This is a genomic window from Tamlana flava, from assembly GCF_041287255.1.
Taxonomy (GTDB): Bacteria; Bacteroidota; Bacteroidia; order Flavobacteriales; family Flavobacteriaceae; genus Tamlana; species Tamlana flava.
Genome location: NZ_JBGGTX010000006.1, coordinates 44315 through 68205 on the forward strand (window position 1 = coordinate 44315; position 23891 = coordinate 68205).

Here is a 23891-nt window from a genome sequence, read left to right on the forward strand (position 1 = left end):
AACTCTCCTTTGAATTCCATTCCCAAAATCATTGCTGCCCAAAAAACATTTTTCGCATCCCAAAAAACCAAGGATGCTAATTATCGACTTAAGTTTTTAAAGGCATTAAAAGATGAAATCTTAAATAATGAGCAAGCGGTTTATGATGCACTGAAACAAGATTTTAAAAAGTCAGAATTTGAGGCCTATTTAAGTGAATTCGGTTTGGTAATTTTAGAGTTAAATTTGGCTATAAAAAACCTCAAAAAATGGTCAAAGCCAAAACGGGTAAAATCGTCCATGCTAACCTTTCCTTCTTCAGATTTTATTTATAAAGAACCTTACGGGAATGTGTTAGTGATTGCTCCTTGGAACTATCCTTTTCTCTTGGCGATGGCCCCTTTTATTATGGCGGTTTCAGCTGGAAATACAGTAGTTTTAAAACCGAGTGAACTTACCCAAAACACTTCAAAGTTATTGGTAAAAATCATAGAAAATATTTTTCCTGAAGATTTGGCGAAAGCAGTTGAGGGTGATGCTGAAATTGGTACTGAATTGCTCGCACAAAAATGGGATTATATATTTTTTACAGGCAGTGTTGAAGTTGGTAAAATAGTTGCGAAAGCTGCAGCTAAGAATCTAACCCCTATTACACTTGAATTAGGCGGAAAATCACCATGTATTGTAGATGATTCCGTTGATTTAAAACTCATCGCGCGTCGAGTGGTTTGGGGGAAATTTTTAAATGGTGGGCAAACCTGTATTGCACCAGACTACTTATTGGTAAAAAGCAGCATTAAAAATGAACTTATTGATGCTTTGAAAACTGAAATCCTGATGCAATATGGACAAATCATTAAAAAATCAGAAGATTTTCCTCGGATTATAAACCATAAAAATTTTGAACGATTAAAGAGGCTTTTAAACAATGAGTCTATTGCCTTTGGTGGCGAAATTGACGAAAATGAAAAATTCATCGGTCCAACAATCATAGACCAACCCGATTTGGATAGCTCAGTTATGAGTGAGGAAATATTTGGGCCTCTACTGCCCATTTTAACTTTTGAGAATGAAGCTGACATTGAAAAAGTCATTTGGTATTTCCCAAAACCACTTTCGCTTTATGTATTCTCCAAAAACTCAAGTTTTGTAGAGCACATCCTTGGAAAATATAGTTTTGGAGGCGGCGTTGTTAACGATGTCTTGATTCACTTTGGAAACCAGAATCTGCCTTTTGGAGGTATAGGCGCCAGTGGTATGGGCAAATACCATGGTAAATATGGCTTCGATACCTTTTCGCATCAAAAAGCCATTATAAAGCGCGGCACATGGGTTGACCCAAAATTAAGGTATGCACCAAACAAAGGCAAACTGAGTATCATTAAAAAAATGTTCAAGTATTTTGGTTAGGCTTAAACTATCTCATACTTCTTCAAATTAAGTTAAAATATGTCCAGTTTTGCATGGTTCATATTTCAATAAAAACTACTTTCGCAGGCGCTAAAAATAAAATACTTTGTATATTAACCTTGATTTTAAATAAACAGAATGCCAAGTAAAACATACAAAATTTCGGTTATCCAATTAAACTTGAATAACACCCCAGAAAACAACTTAGAAAAATGCATTAAATGGGTAAAAGACGCTGCCAAACAAGGTGCAGAAGTTATTTTATTGCCCGAATTATATAGTAGCCATTACTTCTGCCAAAGTGAAGACGTGGACAATTTTGCTTATGCAGAACCTCTCTACAGCACCTCCTTCAATGCGTTTAGTGCATTGGCCAAAGAATTGGGCGTGGTTATTATTGTTCCGTTTTTTGAAAAACGTATGGCTGGCGTCTACCACAACAGCGCTTACATTATTGATGCCGATGGTTCCGAAGCTGGATTATACCGCAAAATGCACATTCCGGACGACCCACATTTTTATGAAAAATTTTATTTCACACCTGGTGATATCGGTTTTAAGTCCTTCTCTACCAAAAAAGGAAATATCGGTACGTTGATTTGTTGGGACCAATGGTATCCGGAAGCAGCACGATTAACGGCCCTACAAGGTGCCGAAGTGTTATTTTATCCAACGGCTATTGGTTGGCACCCTCAGGAAAAAGCGGAGTTTGGCAAAAACCAACAAAGCGCTTGGATGAACGTGATGCGTGGGCATGCCGTAGCCAATGGCATTTATGTGGCTGCTGCAAACCGCATTGGATTGGAAAAATATCTACCAAATACAAATGGCATTGAGTTTTGGGGCTCGTCGTTTATTGCTGGTCCGCAAGGTGAAATTTTAGCGCAGGCCTCAGAAGATAAAGAGGAAATTTTGATTGCTGAAGTCGATTTAAACCTTCAAGAAAACGTACGCCAGAATTGGCCATTTTTACGCGACAGACGTATTGATAAATATGGTGAAATCACTAAACGGGTTATCGATTAATGAAGACCGAAAACTGGATATTTCCTGCCGAATGGGAAAAACAACAGGGCATTTTATTGTGCTTTCCGCATAACGGAAATGACTGGCCAGGGAAATATGGCGCCATTAAGTGGGCGTTTGTTGAGTTTATTAAAAAAATAACAGCCGTTGAATCCGTTTTTTTAGTTGTTGCTGATAGTGCCTTAAAAAATAAAGTGACTACCATGCTTGATTTGGCTGAGGTCAATACAAAAAACGTAACCTTTATTATCCATAAAACCAACCGCAGTTGGATGCGCGATTCGGGACCAATTATTGTTAAAAATGTGAAACAACGCAAAGCGATAAACTTCAATTTCAATGGTTGGGCAAAATATAGTAATCACCGTTTGGATAAAGGCGTTCCAGTCAAAGTCGCTGAAACTTTAAATATTCCAGTAGAGCAAGCCATGATTAACGGCAAGCCCTTTGTTTTGGAAGGTGGCGCCATTGATGTCAATGGAAAAGGCACGCTCATTACTTCGGAGGAATGCCTACTCCACCCTAGCATTCAAGTTAGAAATTCCGGTTTTACCAAAACCGATTATGAAGATGCTTTTAAAACATTTTTAGGCGTAACCAACGTGATTTGGTTGGGCAATGGCATTATTGGTGATGACACCCACGGACACATTGATGATTTGGCACGTTTTGTAAACGCAGATACCATCATTACCGTAATAGAAACCAACACCAAAGACCCTAATTACAAACCCTTGCAAGACAATTTAAAACGCTTGCAAAATGCGGTTTTAGAAAACGGAAAAGCACCAAATATAGTCACCTTACCTATGCCAAAACCACTTTGGTTTGATGGTATTACATTACCGGCAAGTTATGCCAACTTCTTAATTTTAAACAAAACGGTTTTAGTGCCCACCTTTAACGATGCTAACGACCGTGTGGCTTTAAACACCATTGCCGATTGTTTCCCCAAGCATGAGGTTATTGGTATTTCTGCTATAGATTTTATTTGGGGTTTTGGCTCGTTACATTGTTTAAGCCAGCAGATTCCTGAGTAGTAAAAAAAGTATAATTACTTATATACTACTTAACAAAAAATCTCGAACTTGCTCATTGTCTGATATAAATAACTTAAACGACGTCATATAATTAAAGTTAAATGTAATTAATAGATGACCTGGCTGAAAAGAATATTAATTCTTATTTGTGCATTAATAACAGTTTATGTGTTATTCATAACCTTTTTAGTATTCTCACCAACAATTTCGGATTATTTTAATCGGAATGATTTCGATAGTCAAACTTGGATTGAGTGGAAAGAAGCTGAATCTAGTATGAAGGTTCGATGGAATATGACTCATGATTTAACTAATAATTATAATCTTATCGGGAAAAAAGCATCGGATTTAAAAATGTTATTAGGCAAACCATCAAGAGAGAATAAGAATGAAATTAGTTATTATTTAGGAATGACAGGACATGGAATAAATACTGGTTCTATAACTTTTAAAATATTGGAAGGAATTGTGATTGAATATAAAATCTGGCAAGGATAAATAACATTAATACTTAAAGATAAAAGCTAATTAAACTTAGCTTTCTTACTCCCTTCATAAATCACGTACTTAACCAACCGCGACTCCAATTTGGCATTGTACAAAGGTATTTTTCTTGAGGGGCGTAAACCAACATGTTTTAAAGCATCCAAATTGCTAGTAATAAACCAGGCATCAGTACCGGGGTAGTTTTGCTTTAGGGTATCGCCAATATTTTTGTAAAACTGTTCCATGTCAATGTTTAAACGCTCTCCGTAAGGTGGGTTAAATACCATATGCAACTTCGCTTCACCTGCTTTTTGGGTTTTAAAGAAGTCCTCGTGCTTTACTTCTATAAAATCCTCCAATTGGGCATTTTTAACATTGTCCTTGGCCTTAAACACGGCACTCGGGGCTTTATCGTAGCCTATAATTTTATAATGAAAATCGCGTGTTTTTTTAAGCAGTGATTCTTCAATTTTCTCAAACAAATCCACATCCCAATCTGGCCAGCGTTCAAAAGCAAATTCCTTACGCATTAGGTTTGGCGGTATGTTGCAGGCTATCATGGCTGCCTCAATAAGAATGGTACCCGAACCACACATGGGATCCATAAAATCGCATTGACCATCCCAACCCGAAACCATAATCATACCTGCTGCCAATACTTCGTTTATGGGTGCAATATTGGTAGCCATTTTATACCCACGTTTATGCAAGGAATCACCCGAAGAATCTAAAGAAATGGTACAATGTCGCCTATCAATATGCACATTGATTTTCACATCGGGGAATTTTAAATCCACATCGGGGCGTTGCCCTGTGGTATCGCGAAACTTATCTACAATGGCGTCCTTGGTTTTTTGGGCAATAAACAACGAATGAGAAAACAAATCGGAGTGAATGGTAGCATCTATAGCCAAAGAACCTGAGGGCTTCAGGTAATTACTCCAATCCATAGCATATATCTTATTGTACAGGTCTTTTTCGTTGTTCACATTAAAACCATGTATGGGCTTCAAAATCTTGATGGCCGTACGCAAGCCCAAATTGGCCTTATACATAAATCCTTTATCCCCCACAAAGGAAACATTGCGTACACCCTTGGTTACCTTTTGCGCGCCGAGTTGCGTGAGTTCGTTTGCCAATAAATCTTCAAAGCCAAATAAGGTTTTGGCCACCATATTAAAATTTTCTTCCATAAAATCGCTCCAATAGATTGCAAAAATAATGTAATTTTACGGCATACATTAAGTATATTGATATTTAGGTTAAGGATTGAACGATTTGTTTGAGTTCTTTATGTTTTGTCTCCTTGAGCATTGGTTGAGATAAAATATATTTTATTGAAACCACGCTGCATGGCAAGCAGAAAGGTTGTCAAAACAAAAAAACGAGTAGTGAAAGCCTGACCACGCCCAAGCGTGGGAACCTCCAAAAACATCTATGACAAAGCATACTACAACTTGGTTTACTTCTTGGTTTGATACACCATTTTACCACATTTTATATAAGGAAAGGGATGAATCTGAAGCGCATGCCTTTATGGATACCTTAACGGATTATTTGAATGTTCCGGAACATGGCACCATTCTGGATTTGGCCTGTGGAAGAGGACGTCACGCTCGATATTTGAACAAAATGGGCTATGACGTAACAGGTGTGGATTTGAGTGAAAACAGTATTAATTTTGCGAAAAAGTTTGAAAACCACCGACTGCATTTTGAGGTGCATGATATGTGCAAACCCTACCGCAAACAGTTTGATGCCGTTTTTAATTTATTTACCAGTTTTGGGTATTTTGAAGACGATGCCGATAATTTGAATACCATTAAAGCGATTAAAGCTAGCTTAAATGACAATGGTTTTGCGGTGATTGATTTTATGAACAGTGAATTTGTGATTGACACTTTGGTGCCAGAGGAAGTAAAAACCGTTGATGATATTGAATTTAACATAAAACGCTATGTAGAAGGCGCATACATCATCAAAGACATAAGGTTTTCTGATGATGATAAAGATTATTATTTTCAGGAGCGTGTACGGGCGTTTACTTTAAAGGATTTTGAGGAACTTTTTGAACAAGCTGATGTATATTTATTGGATGTTTTTGGCGACCACAAATTGCGTAAATTTAGTCCGAAAACCTCCGAGCGTTTAGTTATGATTTTTAAATAAGTCGGTCGATAATCAACATTTAATTAAACCCAATTTTATGGGTTATTTTATCAATAAATGAACAAATTTTTATTTCCCATTCTTGCCGTTGTTTTAGGTTTTGTCTTGGCCTTTTGGACCAAAAAACACAAATCTTGGAACACCAAGCTCCTACTCTCTTTTAGTGGGGCATTTTTATTGGCTTTAACGCTTTTTGAATTGCTTCCTGAGGTTTACAGCCATTTAAAAACAAAACAAACCGGACTGCTTATTATGTGCGGTATTTTGCTCCAAATTGTTTTAGAGCTGTTTTCAAAAGGTGCAGAACACGGCCATGTTCATATACACAAGCATGATACCAAGTTTCCTTGGTTATTGTTCATTAGTTTGTGCATCCATAGTTTATTGGAAGGCTTTTCCATTCACGACCATAACGATATGGTTTACGGGGTTTTGGTGCATAAAATTCCCATAGCATTGATTATTACTTTATTCTTGATGCAATCCAATTACAGCAAATTACAAATGGCCAGTTTTTTAATTGTATTTGCATTAATGACGCCTTTGGGAACCTTTATTTCGCATGAATCGGTCATGATTGGCCATTACGGTCATGCTATAAATGCCGTAGTTATTGGTATATTTTTTCATATTTCTACCACCATTTTATTTGAAAGTGGTGAAGGTCACAAGTTTAATCTATCTAAGTTTATATCCATTATTTTAGGGGTTGGCATTGCTTATTTGATATAATTGCCAAGGTCGTCAACTTTTATATAATCAGTGTTTAGCAAAGAAGAATCGTGCATATTACGACAAGAGTTCTGGACCAGTTTTGGAAAATCATTTCCACGCAAATGGATTTTGTACGATACTAAACTGAAGGGTTTCAGTTTTAAATTTCATTTTGACACCAAAACAGCTTTAGTGGCTATAGATTTGGAAGATGACTTGGAAAATCGAATTAAATATTGGGAAAAACTGCTGGCTTTAAAATCTATTTTGCTTGATGATTATCTTCCTGAGGCCATTTTTGAAGAAGAATATTATTTGGACAACAAAAAGGAAATTTCAAGGATTTATGTGCTATTAGAACAAAAGGTTTCCATTCACAACAAAAACTCTTGGCAAATTGTCATGGAATTTTTCAATGAAAAGATGGGCCTATTCGAAGCTTTCTTTGAAGAATATAAAGATATTATTGAGGGTTAATATACAACCTCTTTTACCATCACAAAATCATCCATTACAAAACCATTGCCAATATCTATGACTATTGCTCCATCTTTAATAAAATCCAGTTTCTCATAAGCTTTAATGGTTTTTGAATTGTTTTTGTTGACGGTCAACCTAATAATTTTTAAACCATAATCTTTGGCTTTTTCTTCAACAAAATTCATAGCTGTTTTGCCTATTTTTTTTCCTCTAAAATCATATAAAATATAGATTTTGCTCAAAAACAGTTCAGTCTCTTCAGCTTTTATAGAAATGTAGCCCACAGGAGTCTCGTCGAAATACAATAAAAAATATTCAAATCCGTCCAATACTTGATTTTCAACAGCTACAGCCGATTGGAATTTTTCTAGCATGTAATCAACTTGGGGTTTACCAATAATCGGAATGTAATGTTCGCGCCAAATGGCATCCGCCAATTGCTTAATGAGCAAATAATCCTTTTTTGTTTTGGCTTGGCGTATTTCGATCATAATTAAATCACAAACAGGTAAATCATAAAAAAGTGGAATATTGCACCCGCTAAAACAAATAGATGCCAAATAACATGGTTATAAGGTATTTTGTGAATAGCATAAAAAACAATGCCAACCGTGTACGCCAAACCGCCGGCAAACAATAATAAAATCCCATTGGCACCTAATGCATTGGAAAGGTTTGAAAAATCAAATACAATGAGCCACCCCATAATCAAATACAGAAGCGTTGAAAAAACCTCAAATCTTCCTGTGAAAAACAATTTTAAAATGACTCCAAAAGCGGCAATACCCCAAACAATATAAAACAGAAGCCAACCATTACTCACTTCCAGCGAAATAAGCAAAACGGGCGTATATGTTCCAGCAATCAAAAGGTAAATGCTAATATGGTCAATGACCCTAAAAATATGTTTGCGGTTCTCCCCTTTTACGGCATGGTAAAACGTGGAGGCAGTAAAAAGCACAATTATTGAAATACCGTAAACAATAACACTAAACAAACTCCAATCCGTTTTATGCGTATCACCAATAATTAAAAGAATAAGGGCTACAATACCAAACAAGGCGCCAAAGGCATGCGATAAAGTGTTGAGTTTTTCTTCAAGTGCCGATTGATTCCGCATTAATTTGGGTTTGGATTTTCAGAATAAACCCATTTATTGGTCAATTCGTAAAAATCAAATTCTATGGCAGGTTTTTGCTCTTCCAGCCTACCACTTTGAAAATTACGCTGTAAAATATCCTCGATTAAGTAATCTTCTTTTTCATTCATGGGGTCGAACTCCCGTTTCAATGAAATATCAAACATACTGGCCGTAGTATTGTACCAAAAGGCTCGCCAACCGCTGCGGAGCTCCTTAACCAAGTCAAATGCCGTTGTTCCCGTTTGTCGGTGTATCAATTTTACCAATATTTGCCCTTCAGTTCGGGTCATTTTTTTGAGTTCTTCAGAAAACTCACCCTCAATATATTTCTGTACCTGTTTGGTGTAGCGTTTTTTATCTCTGTTTCTGGTTAGTTTGGCCATGCGCTGGTTCATGGAATCCAATCGTTCCGCAGCCAGTTTTGCATACGGATATACCTTTATGGTTTTTCTTCTTAGAATTAAGTATCTAATTCTATCTTCCTTGCTATTGAATTTTAATTTATGCAACAGCATCACTTCATCCAAATTAATGGCCGTTCTTGGTACCGAATCACCTTCAATAATAAGATACTCCACATCAGTAGAATCCTGCTCAAAATCATTCACTTGGGCATACAGCAATACAGGAAAAAGAAGGATTATAAATCTTAAATAGTTCATCTATAAAACATTGGAGCATATAGCATGCCAAAATTAAGAATTTACAAGGTTTAAAACATTTTTTTCTATAGATATTATTATTTTAGTGCAAAACTTTTACACATGGCGAAGAAGAGCATTCTGAATAAAAAGTCGATGGACTTTTTAGAAAAATATTTAAACAATGCGGCCCCAACAGGATATGAGTGGACGGGGCAAAATTTATGGATGGATTACCTAAAACCTTATGTAGATGAATTTATTACAGATACTTATGGCACTGCTGTTGGCGTAATAAACTCAAAAGCAAAATACAAAGTGGTAATTGAGGGGCATGCCGATGAAATTTCATGGTACGTCAATTATATCTCAGACAATGGGTTGATCTATGTGATTAGAAATGGTGGTAGCGACCATCAAATAGCTCCGAGTAAGGTTGTAAATATCCATACCAAAAAAGGTATAGTTAAAGGTGTTTTTGGTTGGCCGGCAATCCACACAAGAGATAGAGCAAAAGAAGAAGCTCCGAAACCAGAAAACATTACCATTGATATTGGTGCAAAGGATAAAGCCGAAGTTGAAAAAATGGGGGTTCACGTGGGCTGTGTGATAACTTATCCGGATGAATTCCACATTTTAAATGGCGATAAATTTGTTTGTCGTGCACTAGACAACCGTATGGGTGGTTTTATGATTGCCGAAGTAGCCAGATTATTGAAAGAGAACAAAAAATCATTGCCATTCGGACTTTACATTACTAACTCCGTACAAGAGGAAATTGGATTGCGTGGTGCCGAAATGATTACCCAAACCATAAAACCCAACGTGGCCATAGTTACCGATGTAACGCATGATACCACAACGCCAATGATAGAGCAGAAAAAAGAAGGTCATTTAGAAATTGGTAAAGGTCCAGTTGTAGCCTATGCTCCTGCTGTACAACAAAAATTACGTGATTTAATTACAGATACGGCTGAAAGCAAAAAAATACCTTTCCAACGTTCTGCATTATCAAGGGCCACAGGAACAGATACGGATGCTTTTGCCTACAGCAACGGTGGCGTAGCTTCAGCATTAATTTCCCTGCCCTTGCGTTATATGCATACCACAGTGGAAATGGTTCATAAAGATGATGTTGAAAACGTCATTAAACTGATTTATGAAACATTATTAAATATTAAAGACGGCGAGTCTTTTAGTTATTTCGATTAAATATTGATTCCCGCTTGTCGGGAATCTTTTTTTAAATTAAAATATGGACGAATATATAGACGTAGTAGATAGAAACGGTAACCCAATTGGAGTTTCAGAATTGAAATCCGTTATCCATCAAAAAGGTCTCTATCACCATACTGCACATCTTTGGCTCTACACCAAAAAAGGTGAAATTCTACTATCCCAACGTTCAGCAAAAAAGGCCATTTGCCCATTAATGTGGGATGTTTCGGTTGCTGGGCATATTGATGCTGGTGAAACAGCAAAACAAGCTGTATTAAGAGAAACCAGCGAAGAAATTAGCTTAAAGCTTTCTAAAACAGATTTGAAAAAAATTGGCGTTTTTGAGTGCTTTCAAAGTTATGATAATGGCATTCAAGACAATGAATTTCACAATACATTTATCGCCGAATTAAACGTTTCGGTTTCCGAATTAGTGCCACAAGAAGAAGAAGTTGAGGCTTTAAAATTGGTTACGCTTCATCAATTTCAAACACTTATTGACACAATCGGCAACAACAACAATCATTTTGTGCCTTCTAACAAATCTTATTATGAGTTTGTATTACAAGAAATTCAAAATAGTTTTCATCTATCCAAAAGTTAGTCAGCATTGGTATGGAATAATTGAAAATGCTGTTTAAAATTCCTATATTTACTTCTACCAATAGTTTTGTAAATGAGTGAAAAATTTAAGGTGAAAGTCAACAGTTCTTTTGATTTTGACATTTCTGGAGACCAGATTTCAAATCTAGATGCACTTCAAGTTTCAAAAAACAACTTTCATATACTTCAAGAGAGTAAATCGTACAAAGCGGAAATCGTTGCTTCTAATTTCAACAATAAATCATATCACATAAAGATCAATAATAATACCTACATGGTGAATATTATGGACAACTTGGATTTATTGATTAAGAAAATGGGGTTAGGCACTAAATCTTCAAAACTAGTAGATTCCATAAAAGCGCCAATGCCTGGCTTAATTCTAGAAATGCATGTTGCAGTTGGCCAGGAAGTAAAAGAGAACGATTCACTATTTATTCTTGAAGCCATGAAAATGGAAAACAGTATTTTATCGCCAAGAGATGGTTTGATTAAATCCATTTCCGCAAAAAAAGGTGATGCTGTTGAGAAAAATCAATTGTTAATTGAATTTGAAAGCCCATAATGGACATTTTTCAGACCGTGAACGTTATCCACTAATATAATTAAATTACCGAACCACATGTTCTTGAAAAGATTTAAACAAATAAAATTTAAAAAATCTTCCCTTTGGGAAGGTTAATATGGGAATGAAAAAAATATTAGTTGCAAACCGTGGTGAAATTGCTATTCGTGTGATGAAAACGGCAAAAAAAATGGGCCTAGAAACCATTGCTGTTTTTTCTACTATTGATAGAAATGCACCGCATGTTAAATTTGCTGATGAAGCTGTTTGTATTGGTGAACCACCTTCTAATCAATCTTATTTGAGGGGGAATAAAATTATTGAAGTAGCTAAAAATCTAGGCGCTGATGCTATCCATCCAGGCTACGGCTTTTTGAGTGAAAATGCTGCTTTTGCTGAATTATGCGAAACTAATAAAATCATTTTTATTGGTCCGCGCTCCAAAGCCATAAAAATTATGGGAAGTAAATTGGCTGCCAAAGAAGCAGTTAAAAAGTACAACATCCCCATGGTTCCTGGAATTGATGAAGCTATAACCGATGTGAACAAAGCAAAATCCATTGCCTTGGAAATTGGTTTTCCCATTCTTATTAAAGCATCTGCGGGTGGTGGCGGAAAAGGTATGCGCATTGTTGAAAGAGAAAAAGATTTAGAATCTCAAATGAACCGTGCCATAAGTGAAGCCACTTCTGCATTTGGCGATGGATCCGTTTTTATCGAAAAATACGTGGCCTCGCCACGACATATCGAAATTCAGGTTATGGCAGACAGCCACGGTAATGTTCTCCATTTTTTTGAACGTGAATGCAGTATTCAGAGGCGTCACCAAAAAGTAGTTGAAGAAGCACCTTCTTCTATTTTAAGTCCAGAACTTAGGGCAAAAATGGGAGAAGCGGCTATAAAAGTCGCTAAATCTTGTGATTATTTAGGAGCAGGAACTGTGGAGTTTTTGTTGGACGCCGACCATAATTTCTATTTTTTGGAAATGAACACACGACTGCAGGTAGAACATCCTGTTACCGAACTTATTTCGGGTGTGGATTTGGTAGAATTACAAATAAAAGTAGCGCGCGGAGAATCATTAAGCATAAAACAAGAAGATTTAAAAATAAGCGGTCACGCTCTGGAACTTCGTGTTTACGCGGAAGACCCTTTGAATGATTTTCTACCTAGTGTTGGAAACTTAAACATATACAAAATACCAATTGGCCCCAATATTAGGGTGGATAATGGTTTTGAACAAGGCATGGATATCCCTATTTATTACGACCCCATGCTTTCAAAATTAATCACCTATGGAAAAACACGTGAAGAGGCTATTCAACTTATGATAGAAGCCATTAATAATTACGTAGTAGAAGGAGTTGAAACCACGCTCCCATTCGGTAAATATGTTTGTGAACATGAAGCATTCCGCTCAGGAAATTTCGATACGCATTTTGTTAAGAATTTCTATACACCAGAGACTTTAAAATCAGAGATACAAAACGAAGCAAAGATTGCCGCGCTCATAGCTGTAAAGCAATATTTAACAGATCAAAAACTTTTGCGCTTACCCTATTAACAGATATGGATTCAAAACAGGAAAAAATAAATAAATTGAATGAGCGTATTGCACTTGCCAAATTGGGCGGAGGGCAAAAACGTATAAACAAGCAACATGCCAACAAAAAGCTTACGGCACGAGAACGCATTGAATACCTTTTGGACGAAGGGTCCTTTGAGGAGATAGGCGCTTTGGTAACGCATCGAACAACAGATTTTGGTATGGAAGACCAAATATTTTTTGGGGATGGCGTAGTTACTGGTTACGGCACAATCAACAACAGATTGGTATATGTTTATGCTCAAGATTTTACGGTTTTTGGCGGTTCACTTTCTGAAACACATGCCGAAAAAATTTGCAAAATCATGGATTTGGCTGTTAAGGTAGGCGCACCCATTGTAGGCCTCAACGATTCTGGTGGCGCAAGAATCCAGGAAGGCGTGCGCTCCCTTGGCGGATATGCTGATATTTTTTACAGAAACGTGCAAGCCTCTGGAGTCATACCTCAAATTTCGGCAATCATGGGTCCATGTGCTGGTGGCGCGGTGTATTCTCCAGCAATGACCGATTTTACCATAATGGTTGAACATACGAGCTATATGTTTGTTACAGGCCCTAACGTTGTAAAAACGGTTACCAATGAGGAAGTTACGAGTGAGGAATTAGGTGGAGCCTCAACACATGCCACAAAGTCCGGAGTAGCGCATAAAACATCAATCAATGATGTGGCTTGCTTGGATGATGTAAAAAAACTACTGAGCTATTTACCGCAAAACAACACCGAAAAACCAAAAAAGCTAAAAATAGATTTACAGGATGAAGTTAGGAATGTTTTATCCGATATTGTTCCTGACAATCCCAACAAACCATACGATATGCACGATGTAATCAAAGGTATTATTGATCACGATTCGTTCTATGAAATACATAAAGATTTTGCCGGCAGTATTATTGTTGGATTTGCACGATTAGGAGGCCAAAGCATTGGCGTAATTGCCAATCAGCCTATGGCTTTTGCGGGTGTATTGGGCGTTAACAGTTCCAGAAAGGCTGCACGCTTTACACGGTTTTGCGATTGCTTTAATATTCCTCTTTTGGTGCTGGTTGATGTTCCAGGATTTTTACCTGGAACGGATCAAGAATGGAACGGCATCATCGTGCATGGCGCAAAATTGTTGTATGCCTTGAGTGAGGCCACCGTGCCAAGGATTACGGTAATAACGAGAAAGGCCTATGGTGGCGCTTATGATGTAATGAACTCCAAACATATTGGAGCCGATTACAACTTTGCTTGGCCAGGTGCAGAAATAGCGGTTATGGGAGCCAAAGGTGCAAGTGAAATTATTTTTAGAAAAGAAATTGCAGTTTCTGATAACCCAACTGAAAAATTAGCTGAAAAAGAAGCAGAATATGCAGCAAAATTTGCCAATCCCTATAGAGCTGCAAGGCGCGGATTTATAGATGAAGTTATCATTCCAAAAAACACCAGAAGAAAATTAATAAAGGCATTTTCAACTTTAGAAAATAAGAAAGTAAATAGTCCAAAAAGGAAGCATGGCAATATTCCTCTTTAACTTAAAAACACCAAAATAAAAAGGAGTCTGAATAAGACTCCTTTTTTACCCTTTAATCGAACTATTACGTATTAATAGCGGATTGTTTATCAATTAATCCTGTCAGTTCTTTTGTGATAGATTATTACTTTGATTACAACCAACGCAGTCATCAAAACAATATCAGCTTAAACATCACAAGAGCTTAACACAACCAATTGTTGATAATAGCATATAACAAATATCATAAACAAGGGTGATTTTCCGCAATAATCAACTACGCATCTACTACGCACTTTGGTAATTGTTTTTACATCAACGAGTTATCTAATCGTTAAAAAACAAAAAGAAATTTAGTTTTGCGCTTAAATATTGCCAAATGTTTCTTGAAGATGATTTACCAAAGTAGTTTCATCTTTATTGAAATCAATTTTCTTTGAAATTCTATAGCGCTTACTTTCTACCGACCTGACTGATACATTTAAAAACACTGCAATTTCTTTGTTGCTAAATCCCATAAACAAGTAGTAACAAATAATGACCTCTGATTTATTTAAACTTGGATAACGCTCTTCAATTTGTTTGAAGAATTCAATATTAAGGTCGTTTACTAACTCTAAATGATTTTCAGATTTGTTTAGTAAAGTGGAAGAATCAATATGCAAATTTTTGTAAAGTGACTTTATTCTTTCTTTTTGGGTTTCAGTGTTTTTTGTAGACGAAATTTCCCTAATCTCACTCTTCAAGTTTTTGATATATTCTTCAAGTCCATGGACTTTAACCGCTAACTTTTCATTATTGGTTTTTAAATAAGAAAAGTTGCTCGACTCTTTGCCTTGTTCAACAATTTTCACTATTTGGTTTTTATAAAAAGAAAAATACAACAGACTCAAAACAACCAAAACACCAGAAAAAATTATTATCAACCCTATACTTAACATATTGTTTTGCTTTGTTTCGGCCAATTCAGTTTCCGCTTTTAATAATGAATCATTTATCAATATACTGGCTTCAACATTACTCTTATAGCTTTTTTTGTCAATTTCCATTAGTGTATCTATGTAAGCCTTTGAATTTTTAATATCTCCTGATGCCTTGTAAATATCGGCATACAATCGGTAGTAGTCTTTTAATATATTCTCTGGCATGTAGGACGCAAACTTTTTAGATGCCTTAAGATAGTATAATGTTGAATCCAACGCATTTGACTTAAAATGCAATTTGGCCAATTGCATTTTTAAGGTAGATACGAATGAATAATAGTTGTAATCTGTTACGCCCGGCGCATTTTGCAAGGCTTCAAGTTTATTAAAGTAAATGTGTGCCTTCTCATATTTGCCTAGCCTAAAATAACTGGAACTCAAAAGGTAATTGGCAAACAAATTGAAGTATTGGTTATCCTCTACTTTTGCAAATTTATCAAGGTTACCTAAAAGCAAGTTTATGCATGACAGGTAATCGTGGTCTAAAAACTCGGCATATGCCCTCATTTGTTGCACTTCCAAAAGTCCATTGGCATAGTTACATTTTTCATAATATTCAATTGCCTTATCTAAATAATTATAGGCAGTAGTGTCCTTTGAAACAAAATATAAATTGCTAAACAAGTTTAGGCAAGCGTTTCCGGCAATCTGGTAGTTCTCTTCTTTGTCAGCATATTTTAAGGTAAAAATAATGCTTTGTTGCATTTTAGAATACTCGCTATATTCATCATGTATCAATGTTTTAATGGAATAATATTCAGATAGTCTTCCTTCAATATTCTTTTCTAAAGGTTTAGGAATAGAATCTAAAAATGATAAGGCTTTTTGTGTGTTATGGTCTATGTGTATATCGGCTGAATCAATAAAGCGGTAGTAATTTTCATTTGCTTGGCCCAAAGCCATCAAATTAAAAAATAGAATAAAAACACAACCTATTTTGAGAGAGAGGACGTACCTAAACATTGTTGAGGGTCAATAGAATTTAATTGATTAACATTCAAAATATACAAATAATTAACAGAAGAAGTAAAAAGTTTACAAATAAAACAATAAAGCAGATGTATACTACTTAATTACCAAAGACTAATTAATACTGAAAATTCTATATTTGTGGTATTATGCCCACTGTTAGGAGGTCTCATTTCTAAATTGGAGATATGCCGTACAGAATATCTAAAATCCAGCTGAAAAGGCTTTATCTCATAAGAAAGGCCTAAACCAAACACATCTGAAAAAGCATAACCTTTGGCAAGTCGTTCAGTTGCCTTGTCCGATATCATTGGCCCAACACCTGCAATGGCATACGTGCTTAAATCCCCATAAATATTGTATCGTAAAATAAAACCAAGATTAAGCACATATTCCCTAATGGATCTTTTTTGGGTGTATAACTCTCGTTTTTCTAAATAGTCCTCATAATCTGTTTCCTTAACAAACCATTTGTTCAAAAGTTGGTGCTCGGCAATATTGTAACTCGGTTCAATAGTAATTTCATAGGCCCATTTTCTCTTTTTAGAAATACTATAGTTAAACAATAGTTTATAAAAATCGACCTCGCGCGTATAATCCTTTAAATTAAATGGCCATTTATTTTGAGAACCCGTGCCATAGCTTAAACCTAGCTTCAGGTTTTCCTTTTTTATTTGAGAGTAAGCGGAAAAATTATTGACAAACAACGTTGATGCAGAAAATACAATAAAGAAAATATTCTTTCTCATTTAAAATAAATAGGTTAACTATATAAATGTTGGTTGAATAAATTATGAATAAAACTCAATTTTTGAAAAACAGGTTCGGGCACTACAAATGGATAAATATCTGGCAAACCCATGGAGCGATTTAGGCTGTTTACCGCAGATGTTAATGCAATACTGGTTTCAAAAATAGTTTTAAAATCTCCGGTTAGGTATGGGTTAGAGCAACGCGTTACATGTATTTCCTGATTTTGTGTTTGATTGGATGAAAATGAAATACCAATGGCATTACCGGTTTCCAAGGTGTCCATAATATGAAGGTAGTGTGCCCAAGTTTCAGCCCAATCTTCCCAAGGGTGCGATGTGGCATACTTACTAATAAAATTAAGGTTCCAATTTAGGGGAGCACCATAGCAATAATAATGATTAATTGCTTGGTTGTAATCTTGCCTTTCATCACCAAAAAGGTTTCTAAAATTGAAAATATTGTCACTGTAATCAAAAAAGAAGCCCCAATAATAATGACCCATTTCGTGCCTAAAATGTCCCAGCAATGTTCTGTAAGGCTCATCCATTTGCATTCTTATCTGTTCTCGATGAACGGAATCTGCTTCTGAAAGCAAAATGGTTATTACCCCGCCAGCATGACCTGTTACCATATTGTCACTATTATTTTCTGAAAGAAAATCGAACGCAATGCCTTGGTTATTTTTAATTTTCGACTCTAAAGGAAGATTCAATTTTAAAAGTTGATATACCAACCTATGTTTGGCTACTTCAAGTTTTTTCCATTTTTGAAAATTTTCAGTGTCCGATTCAGCTGGTACTTTTCTGTTAAGTTCGCAAGCTTTGCAAAATATGTGGTTACCATCATCCTCAATTAGCCAATTGCAAATGCCATATTTATGGTTGTCGCAAAACTTAAAGTTATTGTTGTAATACGAATTGTAACTATTGGGGATTATAAATCCGTCAGAAACCGCTTCATAGCCCAATACATTACCACAGTTAACGCATCGAGAATTTTCGAAAAAAATAGTGGAAGCACAATTTGGACACTTAAAAATCTTCATAAGGTTCAAAGATAAATCTTTAAGGTAGGTTTTGATTAATTTATAGCATAAAAAAAGCACTCATCGCTGAGTGCTTAATTTGCTATTACTGTTCTTACATTTTTCTTTTTCGGGCAATATCTTTATTACTAAAACTGTAAATCTGCTACTAAGTCAAATTCGTCGTAAATGGCTTTGTCTTTTAAATCATTGAAAAAGCTTGGCGAACCATAACGCACGTCGTAGTTACTTCTATCAACTTTAAGTGAAGCAGTTGCTTTACTACCATAAATTGAAATTTTAAATGATACGGGGTGTTTAATCCCTTTAATGGTTAAATCACCAGTTACATCATAAGCGTTTTTTCCAGAGGCAGTCACTGATTTAAAAACTAAACTAGCTGTTGGGTGATTTGCTACACCAAAAAAATCATCAGATTTCAAATGACCATCTAATTTTCCTTTGTATTCACCTTCTAAATCAGTTGAACCAATAGTCGTCATGTCTATTACAAACTCCCCTCCTACTAATTTGTCATTTTCAAAAGCCAATGAACCAGATTTAATCTCAACAGTTCCCTCATGAGAACCAGTTACTTTATAACCTTTCCATACCACTTTACTTTCAGTAATTTTCACTTCTTTCTTTTCAATTTCTGTGAATGAAAATGATGTTACTGCTACTAAAGTTATTACTGCTAAATTTTTAATTGTGTTTTTCATGTTTATTCTTTTTTGTTTTTGATTTATTTATGATCCGTAATAAAATTTTTCTTTTATAATTTTTCCGTCTTTCCATTCTTGAACAGCAACTTGGTTATATTTTCTAACGCCCCAATCTTTATGGGTGTAGTCAAAATGCCATTCTACCATGGTGGTATTTTCACCAACACTAACTTTTAAGGGTTTTGCTCCCCTAAATTCTGTGATGCAGCTGAAGAACTCTTCTTCTCTTTTTCTATTCAGTTCCTTTCCAATAAATTCGGGGCTATCATTCTCTTGCATCACCACGTCATCATGATAGAATTCATCAAAAGCCTCCAAAGCTTTACCTTGAAGTATCATATCATTTACTGTACTAATTTTTTCTATTAATGTATTCATAATTATATGTTTCAAATATTATGATACAAAGATCTGAAAGAAGTAAAAGTTGGGAAATAAAGTAGTTTATTAAATGATGTTAATCTAGTTTAACATTTATTGTTCTTGGATGATTTGGCTCTTTATTTTACTCAGGAATTCCTTAGTTATGCCCAAATATGAGGCAATCATATATTGTGGAATGCGTTGGTCTATTTCAGGATATTGGTTTTTAAAGTAGATATACCTATCCTTGGCCGTAAGGCTAAAATTTCTGATGATTCGTTTTTGGGCGGCAACAAAGGCACGTTCTATTATTTTTCTAAAGAACCGCTCCAACTTTGGTATTTTGGCATATAGCTCTTCAATGGAATCATAATGGAACAGAATCAATTCTGTGTTTTCAAGACACTGCACGTTAAAATCTGTTGGCGTTTGTGTTATAAAGCTTCCCATGTCAGACGTCCACCAATCTTCAATGGAAAACATGATGATATGTTCTTGGCCGTCGTCATCTACATAAAACATCTTGGTACATCCCGAAACCACAAAGCACTCATGTTTGCAAATATCACCTTGTTGAACAATATACTGCCCTTTTAAATACCTTCTGTAACTTACCTTTGAAGCCAAAAAGGTCTCTTCTTCCTCAGTTAAGCTAACAAACTTATTTATATAATCTAAAAGGGGTTGAATCTTCATTTTAACATAAATTTCACGTATCAAATTTAACAATAATAACATTGTATTATTAAATGGTTAATGGGTTTTTGGAGAAATTAATTGCCTTACTTTTGCAACATGGAAAAACCCCAACATTTTAAATTCGAGTTTGTGGCCCTAATGGCCTCATTAATGTCTATTGTTGCGCTATCTATTGATGCTTTGCTACCAGCCTTGCCAGAAATTGGGGCGTCTTTGGGTGTTACTAATCCTGAGAACAATCAATTTTTGATCACGATGATATTTTTGGGTATTGGTTTTGGGCAATTGATTTTAGGTCCGTTATCTGATAGTTTTGGAAGAAAGCCCCTTGTTTACGTAGGTTTTTTGATATTTATCTTAGCAAGTATTATTTGTGTTACTACCAAAAGTTTTGAAGTCATGATTGCGGGCAGAACCCTGCAAGGTTTTGGTTTGGCATCTGCAAGAACAATTAGTATATCTATGGTCAGGGATGAATTTAGTGGCGATTACATGGCCAAAATCATTTCAATAATCGTCATGTTTTTCTTATTGGTCCCAGTAATTGCACCAACATTGGGACAATTCTTAATCAACTTTTTCAATTGGGAATCCATTTTCCATTTCAATTTGGTTTTTGGCGTATTGATTATATTATGGTTTTGGTTAAGACAACCTGAAACGCTTGCCAAAGAAAAACGAATTAAATTCTCATCTCACTTATTTATTGATGGTACAAGAGAGTTTTTTAAAAGTACTGATGCCATAGCATTTACGCTAATTTCAGGTTTTATAACCGGATCGTTTATGGTGTATTTGAGCACATCGCAACAAATATTTCAGGAACAATATAATTTGGCTGACATGTTCCCATATATATTTGCCAGTTTAGCCATTTCAATTGGCTTAGCTACTTTTCTAAATAGTAGATTGGTGGTTAAATACGGTATGTTACGTATAGCATTTGTGGCCTGTACTGCCTATGCGTTTATTTCGGTTTTATATGTACTTTTATTTTGGTCGGGACATAACCCTAGCATCTATATCCTATTAAGTTTTTTCGCTTTGCAATTTTTTGCAGTTGGTTTTCTTTTTGGAAATTTACGAGCCCTAGCTATGCAACCGCTCGGCCATATTGCCGGTATAGGTGCAGCTATAAATGGTTTCCTATCAACGGTTCTTGCAGTACCAATTGCTAATTATATAGGTAGTTTTGTTAAATCTTCAGTTTTACCTCTTTTTGTTGGCTTTTCTGTTTTTGGTATTCTGGCACTTTTAGTGTTCCTTGTAATGAAAAGGAAAACGAAACTTATAACCGCATAGCCTAAATTTTAGCTTGATAGGTATATAAATCGAAATACCTTCCTTTTTTGGCTATTAAAACATCATGGGTGCCCCGCTCAACAATATACCCTGCTTCGATGACCAAAATTTGGTCTGCTTTTCTGATGGTACTTAAACGGTGTGCTATGACGATTGTGGTCCTATCCTTGACCAACTCACCTAGACTTTTTTGAATTAGGGCTTCACTCTCGGTATCTAAATTTGAGGTGGCCTCGTCCAATATAATAATTTTTGGATTTGCCAAAATAGCTCGGGCAATTGCCAATCGCTGGCGTTGCCCCCCAGAAAGTTTCACGCCCCTTTCGCCAATTAAGGTTTCCAGGCCATCTTCAAATCTATCCGTAAATTCGTTTACGTAAGCTGCCTTCACCGCATATTGCAATTCGTTTTCGGAAGCATTCGGTCTCGGGAACATAATGTTTTCCTTAATGGTACCCTCAAATAAAAATTCATCCTGCAAAACCACGCCCAAATATTTTCTGTAGCTGGTCAGTTTAATTTTTGATAAGTCCTTATCGTCAATGGTGATTTTACCCGATTTTGGATTTAAAAACGTTGCCGATAATCCCGCAATAGTTGACTTACCCGAACCTGAACTACCAACTAAAGCCGTTACAGAACCTGCAGGAGCATTGAAACTAATGTTGTGAAGCACTTCCTTTCCTTCCTCATAAGCGAAAGATACATCGTCAAATTCAATATCGCCTTTTAAGTTATCGAGTTCAATGTCACGTTCCATATCATCAGCCTCAGCTGCCATATTCATCAACTCTTCTGTTCTATCCAATCCGGCTAAAGCCTCAGTAAGCTGGCTTCCAATATTGCTCATTTGTACTATTGGGGCAATCATGAAGCCAAGTATCAGCGTAAAGAACAAGAAATCCCCTGTTGTCATTTCACTTTGCATCATGTAGTACCCACCAATTCCCATAATTCCGGTTGTGGCTACACCTATTAAAAATGTAGAAGAACTGGTCATAAAGGCTGTAGCCGTTAAGCTTTTTTTTACGTTCTGATAGAGTTTATTTACCCCTTTTTCGAACACTTCATTTTCCTGAGCTTCAGCGTTAAAGGCCTTTATTACCCTAACGCCAGCAAGGGTTTCGGTTAACCTGCCCGTAACTTCTGAATTGATTTTTCCTCGTGTACGGAAAATTGGCCGAATATATTTAAAAGCACGAAGGGCAATGTAGCCAAAAATGGAAAGCGGTACGAATACAAAAAGCGTCATCCATGGGTTAAGCTTGATTAAAATGATTAACGAAACAATAGCCGTAAACGAGCCCCCAACAAGTTGTACTAGCCCTGTGCCAATAAGGTTACGAACGCCCTCAACATCCGTCATAATACGTGAAACCAAAGCACCGGATTTGGTGTTGTCAAAAAAACTTATGGGTAAAGACAATACTTTTTTTTGCACCTGAGCCCGTAATTCGCTGATTAAATATTGTGCCTGAACGCTCAAAATTCGAGTCAGTGAAAAAGAGGTTACAGCTTGTATCAAAATAGCCGATAGAACAATGGCCACCAATGTATAAACTTGGGTCATGTCTTTGCTCGGCACTACCCGATCTAACAACACTTTACTTTGCCAAGGAAGCACCAAACCTGCCAAACTCCTAATAACAATAAGAATTAATCCAATAAAAACTAAGTTTCGTCTTGGCCAAATAATGGTCTTGAACGCTTGCGCCATAGTTACTTTAGCCTTATCCTTTTTTTTGTTTTCTGAATATCTTGGTAAATGTCGCATCTATAATTTTTTAATCATTCTTGGCTAAATTAGACATTCTAACTAACCATTCATACAATTAATTTTGAAAAGTAAATTTGTCATACTTTTACATTCAAAATCTTAATCAAAAATAAAATCCGTGATTGATTTATCAGAAAAATATTGGGATAACCGCTACAAAGCCCATGATATAGGCTGGGATATTGGCTCTGTGTCAAATCCATTAAAAGCATACATTGACCAACTTACAAATACCGATTTAAAAATTTTAATTCCAGGTGGTGGAAATTCATATGAAGCTGAATATCTATACCGCAAAGGTTTTAAGAATGTTTTTGTGGTGGACGTTTCAAAAACGGCTTTACACAACATTCAAAAAAGATTACCTGAATTTCCAGAAAACCAATTGATTCATGAGGATTTTTTCAATCTTGACATGATCTTCGACATAATCATTGAGCAAACATTTTTTTGTGCCATAAATCCAGAGCTAAGAAGAGATTATGTTTTAAAAATGTCTCAAATAATAAAAGCTGAAGGCAAAATAATTGGGGTTCTATTTCAAGTTCAGCTAAACGAGACCCATCCGCCTTTTGGTGGAAACAAAAGGGAATATGAACAATTGTTCAGTCCGTTTTTCAACATAGAAATTTTAGAAACTTGCTACAACTCCATTGAGTCAAGAAAAAATAATGAACTGTTTTTCAAATTCATCAAAAAACAAAGAGTAGAATAATACTTCTTTT

25 protein-coding genes are annotated in these 23891 nt (G+C 35.8%); 14 read left to right on the plus strand and 11 right to left on the minus strand.

Annotation, left to right across the window (positions count from 1 at the left end):
• The first annotated feature begins 9 nt into the window (after positions 1–9).
• The 4 genes from ACB104_RS15265 (at position 10) to ACB104_RS15280 (ending at position 3953) form a co-directional block, all read left to right on the plus strand.
• A complete protein-coding gene (locus tag ACB104_RS15265) occupies positions 10–1389 on the plus strand; it encodes an aldehyde dehydrogenase (RefSeq protein WP_370480111.1) in 1380 nt (459 codons plus the stop codon).
• 138 nt (positions 1390–1527) lie between these two features.
• Positions 1528–2415, plus strand: a complete 888-nt coding sequence (locus ACB104_RS15270; protein WP_370480113.1) for a carbon-nitrogen hydrolase — start codon at positions 1528–1530, stop codon at positions 2413–2415.
• A complete protein-coding gene (locus ACB104_RS15275) occupies positions 2415–3455 on the plus strand; it encodes an agmatine deiminase family protein (protein ID WP_370480115.1) in 1041 nt (346 codons plus the stop codon). Before ACB104_RS15270 ends, ACB104_RS15275 begins: the two co-directional genes overlap by 1 nt.
• A 114-nt stretch (positions 3456–3569) precedes the next feature.
• The gene (locus tag ACB104_RS15280) at positions 3570–3953 is read left to right on the plus strand and encodes a hypothetical protein (RefSeq protein ID WP_370480116.1); all 384 of its coding nucleotides are present in this window, start codon (positions 3570–3572) and stop codon (positions 3951–3953) included.
• 26 nt (positions 3954–3979) lie between these two features.
• Here the strand turns inward: ACB104_RS15280 and ACB104_RS15285 are convergent, their stop codons facing one another.
• Positions 3980–5134 (minus strand): THUMP domain-containing class I SAM-dependent RNA methyltransferase, encoded by a 1155-nt coding sequence (locus tag ACB104_RS15285; protein WP_370480118.1) that lies wholly within the window; start codon positions 5132–5134, stop codon positions 3980–3982.
• 244 nt (positions 5135–5378) lie between these two features.
• On the opposite strand from ACB104_RS15285, the gene ACB104_RS15290 reads away from it, so the two are divergent.
• Genes ACB104_RS15290 through ACB104_RS15300 form a run of 3 tightly spaced genes read left to right on the plus strand, consistent with a single transcriptional unit; the run spans position 5379 to position 7301 of the window.
• Complete coding sequence (locus ACB104_RS15290; protein WP_370480120.1) at positions 5379–6110, plus strand: class I SAM-dependent methyltransferase; 732 nt, start codon at positions 5379–5381, stop codon at positions 6108–6110.
• Between the two features lie 57 nt (positions 6111–6167).
• Positions 6168–6842, plus strand: a complete 675-nt coding sequence (locus ACB104_RS15295; protein WP_370480122.1) for a ZIP family metal transporter — start codon at positions 6168–6170, stop codon at positions 6840–6842.
• Between the two features lie 30 nt (positions 6843–6872).
• A complete protein-coding gene (locus ACB104_RS15300) occupies positions 6873–7301 on the plus strand; it encodes a DUF4268 domain-containing protein (RefSeq protein WP_370480123.1) in 429 nt (142 codons plus the stop codon).
• Here ACB104_RS15300 and ACB104_RS15305 read toward each other — a convergent pair.
• From ACB104_RS15305 to ACB104_RS15315, 3 genes are read right to left on the minus strand one after another with little or no spacing between them, the layout of a single operon-like run.
• Complete coding sequence (locus ACB104_RS15305) at positions 7298–7795, minus strand: GNAT family N-acetyltransferase (protein WP_370480125.1); 498 nt, start codon at positions 7793–7795, stop codon at positions 7298–7300. The two genes, ACB104_RS15300 and ACB104_RS15305, sit on opposite strands and share 4 nt — an antisense overlap.
• Positions 7796–7797: 2 nt before the next feature.
• Positions 7798–8424, minus strand: coding sequence for a PAQR family membrane homeostasis protein TrhA (gene trhA / locus ACB104_RS15310; RefSeq protein ID WP_370480126.1), 627 nt, complete (start codon positions 8422–8424; stop codon positions 7798–7800).
• Positions 8424–9107: a DUF4294 domain-containing protein gene (locus ACB104_RS15315; RefSeq protein ID WP_370480128.1), complete on the minus strand. Its 684-nt coding sequence runs from the start codon at positions 9105–9107 to the stop codon at positions 8424–8426. Before ACB104_RS15315 ends, trhA begins: the two co-directional genes overlap by 1 nt.
• Positions 9108–9209: 102 nt before the next feature.
• Here ACB104_RS15315 and ACB104_RS15320 point away from each other — a divergent pair, with 102 nt between their 5' ends.
• From ACB104_RS15320 to ACB104_RS15340, 5 genes are all read left to right on the plus strand, one after another.
• Positions 9210–10298, plus strand: coding sequence for a M42 family metallopeptidase (locus tag ACB104_RS15320; RefSeq protein WP_370480129.1), 1089 nt, complete (start codon positions 9210–9212; stop codon positions 10296–10298).
• A 43-nt stretch (positions 10299–10341) separates the two neighbouring features.
• Positions 10342–10908 (plus strand): NUDIX hydrolase, encoded by a 567-nt coding sequence (locus ACB104_RS15325; protein WP_370480131.1) that lies wholly within the window; start codon positions 10342–10344, stop codon positions 10906–10908.
• 72 nt (positions 10909–10980) lie between these two features.
• Positions 10981–11472 (plus strand): acyl-CoA carboxylase biotin carboxyl carrier protein subunit, encoded by a 492-nt coding sequence (locus ACB104_RS15330; protein WP_370480132.1) that lies wholly within the window; start codon positions 10981–10983, stop codon positions 11470–11472.
• A 124-nt stretch (positions 11473–11596) separates the two neighbouring features.
• On the plus strand, positions 11597–13036 hold the full coding sequence (accC, locus tag ACB104_RS15335; protein WP_370480134.1) for an acetyl-CoA carboxylase biotin carboxylase subunit: 1440 nt from the start codon (positions 11597–11599) through the stop codon (positions 13034–13036).
• 5 nt (positions 13037–13041) lie between these two features.
• Complete coding sequence (locus ACB104_RS15340) at positions 13042–14592, plus strand: acyl-CoA carboxylase subunit beta (RefSeq protein WP_370480136.1); 1551 nt, start codon at positions 13042–13044, stop codon at positions 14590–14592.
• 344 nt (positions 14593–14936) lie between these two features.
• Here the strand turns inward: ACB104_RS15340 and ACB104_RS15345 are convergent, their stop codons facing one another.
• The 6 genes from ACB104_RS15345 to ACB104_RS15370 all read right to left on the minus strand — a co-directional run bounded on the left by ACB104_RS15345 (position 14937) and on the right by ACB104_RS15370 (position 20084).
• Entirely contained in the window at positions 14937–16457 is a 1521-nt protein-coding gene (locus ACB104_RS15345) for a tetratricopeptide repeat protein (protein ID WP_370480137.1), read from the minus strand.
• A 170-nt stretch (positions 16458–16627) separates the two neighbouring features.
• Positions 16628–17272 carry an acyloxyacyl hydrolase gene (locus ACB104_RS15350; RefSeq protein WP_370480139.1) on the minus strand — a complete coding sequence of 215 codons (645 nt, stop codon included), beginning with the start codon at positions 17270–17272 and terminating at the stop codon, positions 16628–16630.
• 14 nt (positions 17273–17286) lie between these two features.
• A complete protein-coding gene (locus ACB104_RS15355) occupies positions 17287–18321 on the minus strand; it encodes a zinc-binding metallopeptidase family protein (RefSeq protein WP_370480141.1) in 1035 nt (344 codons plus the stop codon).
• Positions 18322–18449: 128 nt separating this feature from the next.
• Positions 18450–19022 carry a YceI family protein gene (locus ACB104_RS15360; RefSeq protein WP_370480142.1) on the minus strand — a complete coding sequence of 191 codons (573 nt, stop codon included), beginning with the start codon at positions 19020–19022 and terminating at the stop codon, positions 18450–18452.
• Between the two features lie 27 nt (positions 19023–19049).
• A complete protein-coding gene (locus ACB104_RS15365; protein ID WP_370480144.1) occupies positions 19050–19403 on the minus strand; it encodes a SnoaL-like domain-containing protein in 354 nt (117 codons plus the stop codon).
• 96 nt (positions 19404–19499) lie between these two features.
• Positions 19500–20084, minus strand: coding sequence for a Crp/Fnr family transcriptional regulator (locus ACB104_RS15370; RefSeq protein ID WP_370480146.1), 585 nt, complete (start codon positions 20082–20084; stop codon positions 19500–19502).
• Positions 20085–20183: 99 nt separating this feature from the next.
• On the opposite strand from ACB104_RS15370, the gene ACB104_RS15375 reads away from it, so the two are divergent.
• The gene (locus tag ACB104_RS15375) at positions 20184–21389 is read left to right on the plus strand and encodes a multidrug effflux MFS transporter (protein WP_370480148.1); all 1206 of its coding nucleotides are present in this window, start codon (positions 20184–20186) and stop codon (positions 21387–21389) included.
• Between the two features lies 1 nt (position 21390).
• Here the strand turns inward: ACB104_RS15375 and ACB104_RS15380 are convergent, their stop codons facing one another.
• A complete protein-coding gene (locus ACB104_RS15380; protein WP_370480150.1) occupies positions 21391–23163 on the minus strand; it encodes an ABC transporter ATP-binding protein in 1773 nt (590 codons plus the stop codon).
• A 121-nt stretch (positions 23164–23284) separates the two neighbouring features.
• Here ACB104_RS15380 and ACB104_RS15385 point away from each other — a divergent pair, with 121 nt between their 5' ends.
• Complete coding sequence (locus ACB104_RS15385; RefSeq protein ID WP_370480151.1) at positions 23285–23881, plus strand: methyltransferase domain-containing protein; 597 nt, start codon at positions 23285–23287, stop codon at positions 23879–23881.
• Positions 23882–23891 lie beyond the last annotated feature (10 nt).

Bases quoted from the DNA above. Each gene is read 5' to 3' on its own strand.
- ACB104_RS15270 (WP_370480113.1), top strand. From the start codon at position 1,528: ATGCCAAGTAAAACATACAAAATTTCGGTTATCCAATTAAACTTGAAT.
- ACB104_RS15275 (WP_370480115.1), top strand. From the start codon at position 2,415: ATGAAGACCGAAAACTGGATATTTCCTGCCGAATGGGAAAAACAACAG.
- ACB104_RS15280 (WP_370480116.1), top strand. From the start codon at position 3,570: ATGACCTGGCTGAAAAGAATATTAATTCTTATTTGTGCATTAATAACA.
- ACB104_RS15285 (WP_370480118.1), bottom strand. From the start codon at position 5,134: ATGGAAGAAAATTTTAATATGGTGGCCAAAACCTTATTTGGCTTTGAA.
- ACB104_RS15290 (WP_370480120.1), top strand. From the start codon at position 5,379: ATGACAAAGCATACTACAACTTGGTTTACTTCTTGGTTTGATACACCA.
- ACB104_RS15295 (WP_370480122.1), top strand. From the start codon at position 6,168: ATGAACAAATTTTTATTTCCCATTCTTGCCGTTGTTTTAGGTTTTGTC.
- ACB104_RS15305 (WP_370480125.1), bottom strand. From the start codon at position 7,795: ATGATCGAAATACGCCAAGCCAAAACAAAAAAGGATTATTTGCTCATT.
- trhA (WP_370480126.1), bottom strand. From the start codon at position 8,424: ATGCGGAATCAATCGGCACTTGAAGAAAAACTCAACACTTTATCGCAT.
- ACB104_RS15315 (WP_370480128.1), bottom strand. From the start codon at position 9,107: ATGAACTATTTAAGATTTATAATCCTTCTTTTTCCTGTATTGCTGTAT.
- ACB104_RS15320 (WP_370480129.1), top strand. From the start codon at position 9,210: ATGGCGAAGAAGAGCATTCTGAATAAAAAGTCGATGGACTTTTTAGAA.
- ACB104_RS15325 (WP_370480131.1), top strand. From the start codon at position 10,342: ATGGACGAATATATAGACGTAGTAGATAGAAACGGTAACCCAATTGGA.
- ACB104_RS15330 (WP_370480132.1), top strand. From the start codon at position 10,981: ATGAGTGAAAAATTTAAGGTGAAAGTCAACAGTTCTTTTGATTTTGAC.
- accC (WP_370480134.1), top strand. From the start codon at position 11,597: ATGAAAAAAATATTAGTTGCAAACCGTGGTGAAATTGCTATTCGTGTG.
- ACB104_RS15340 (WP_370480136.1), top strand. From the start codon at position 13,042: ATGGATTCAAAACAGGAAAAAATAAATAAATTGAATGAGCGTATTGCA.
- ACB104_RS15345 (WP_370480137.1), bottom strand. From the start codon at position 16,457: ATGGCTTTGGGCCAAGCAAATGAAAATTACTACCGCTTTATTGATTCA.
- ACB104_RS15350 (WP_370480139.1), bottom strand. From the start codon at position 17,272: ATGAGAAAGAATATTTTCTTTATTGTATTTTCTGCATCAACGTTGTTT.
- ACB104_RS15355 (WP_370480141.1), bottom strand. From the start codon at position 18,321: ATGAAGATTTTTAAGTGTCCAAATTGTGCTTCCACTATTTTTTTCGAA.
- ACB104_RS15360 (WP_370480142.1), bottom strand. From the start codon at position 19,022: ATGAAAAACACAATTAAAAATTTAGCAGTAATAACTTTAGTAGCAGTA.
- ACB104_RS15365 (WP_370480144.1), bottom strand. From the start codon at position 19,403: ATGAATACATTAATAGAAAAAATTAGTACAGTAAATGATATGATACTT.
- ACB104_RS15370 (WP_370480146.1), bottom strand. From the start codon at position 20,084: ATGAAGATTCAACCCCTTTTAGATTATATAAATAAGTTTGTTAGCTTA.
- ACB104_RS15375 (WP_370480148.1), top strand. From the start codon at position 20,184: ATGGAAAAACCCCAACATTTTAAATTCGAGTTTGTGGCCCTAATGGCC.
- ACB104_RS15380 (WP_370480150.1), bottom strand. From the start codon at position 23,163: ATGCGACATTTACCAAGATATTCAGAAAACAAAAAAAAGGATAAGGCT.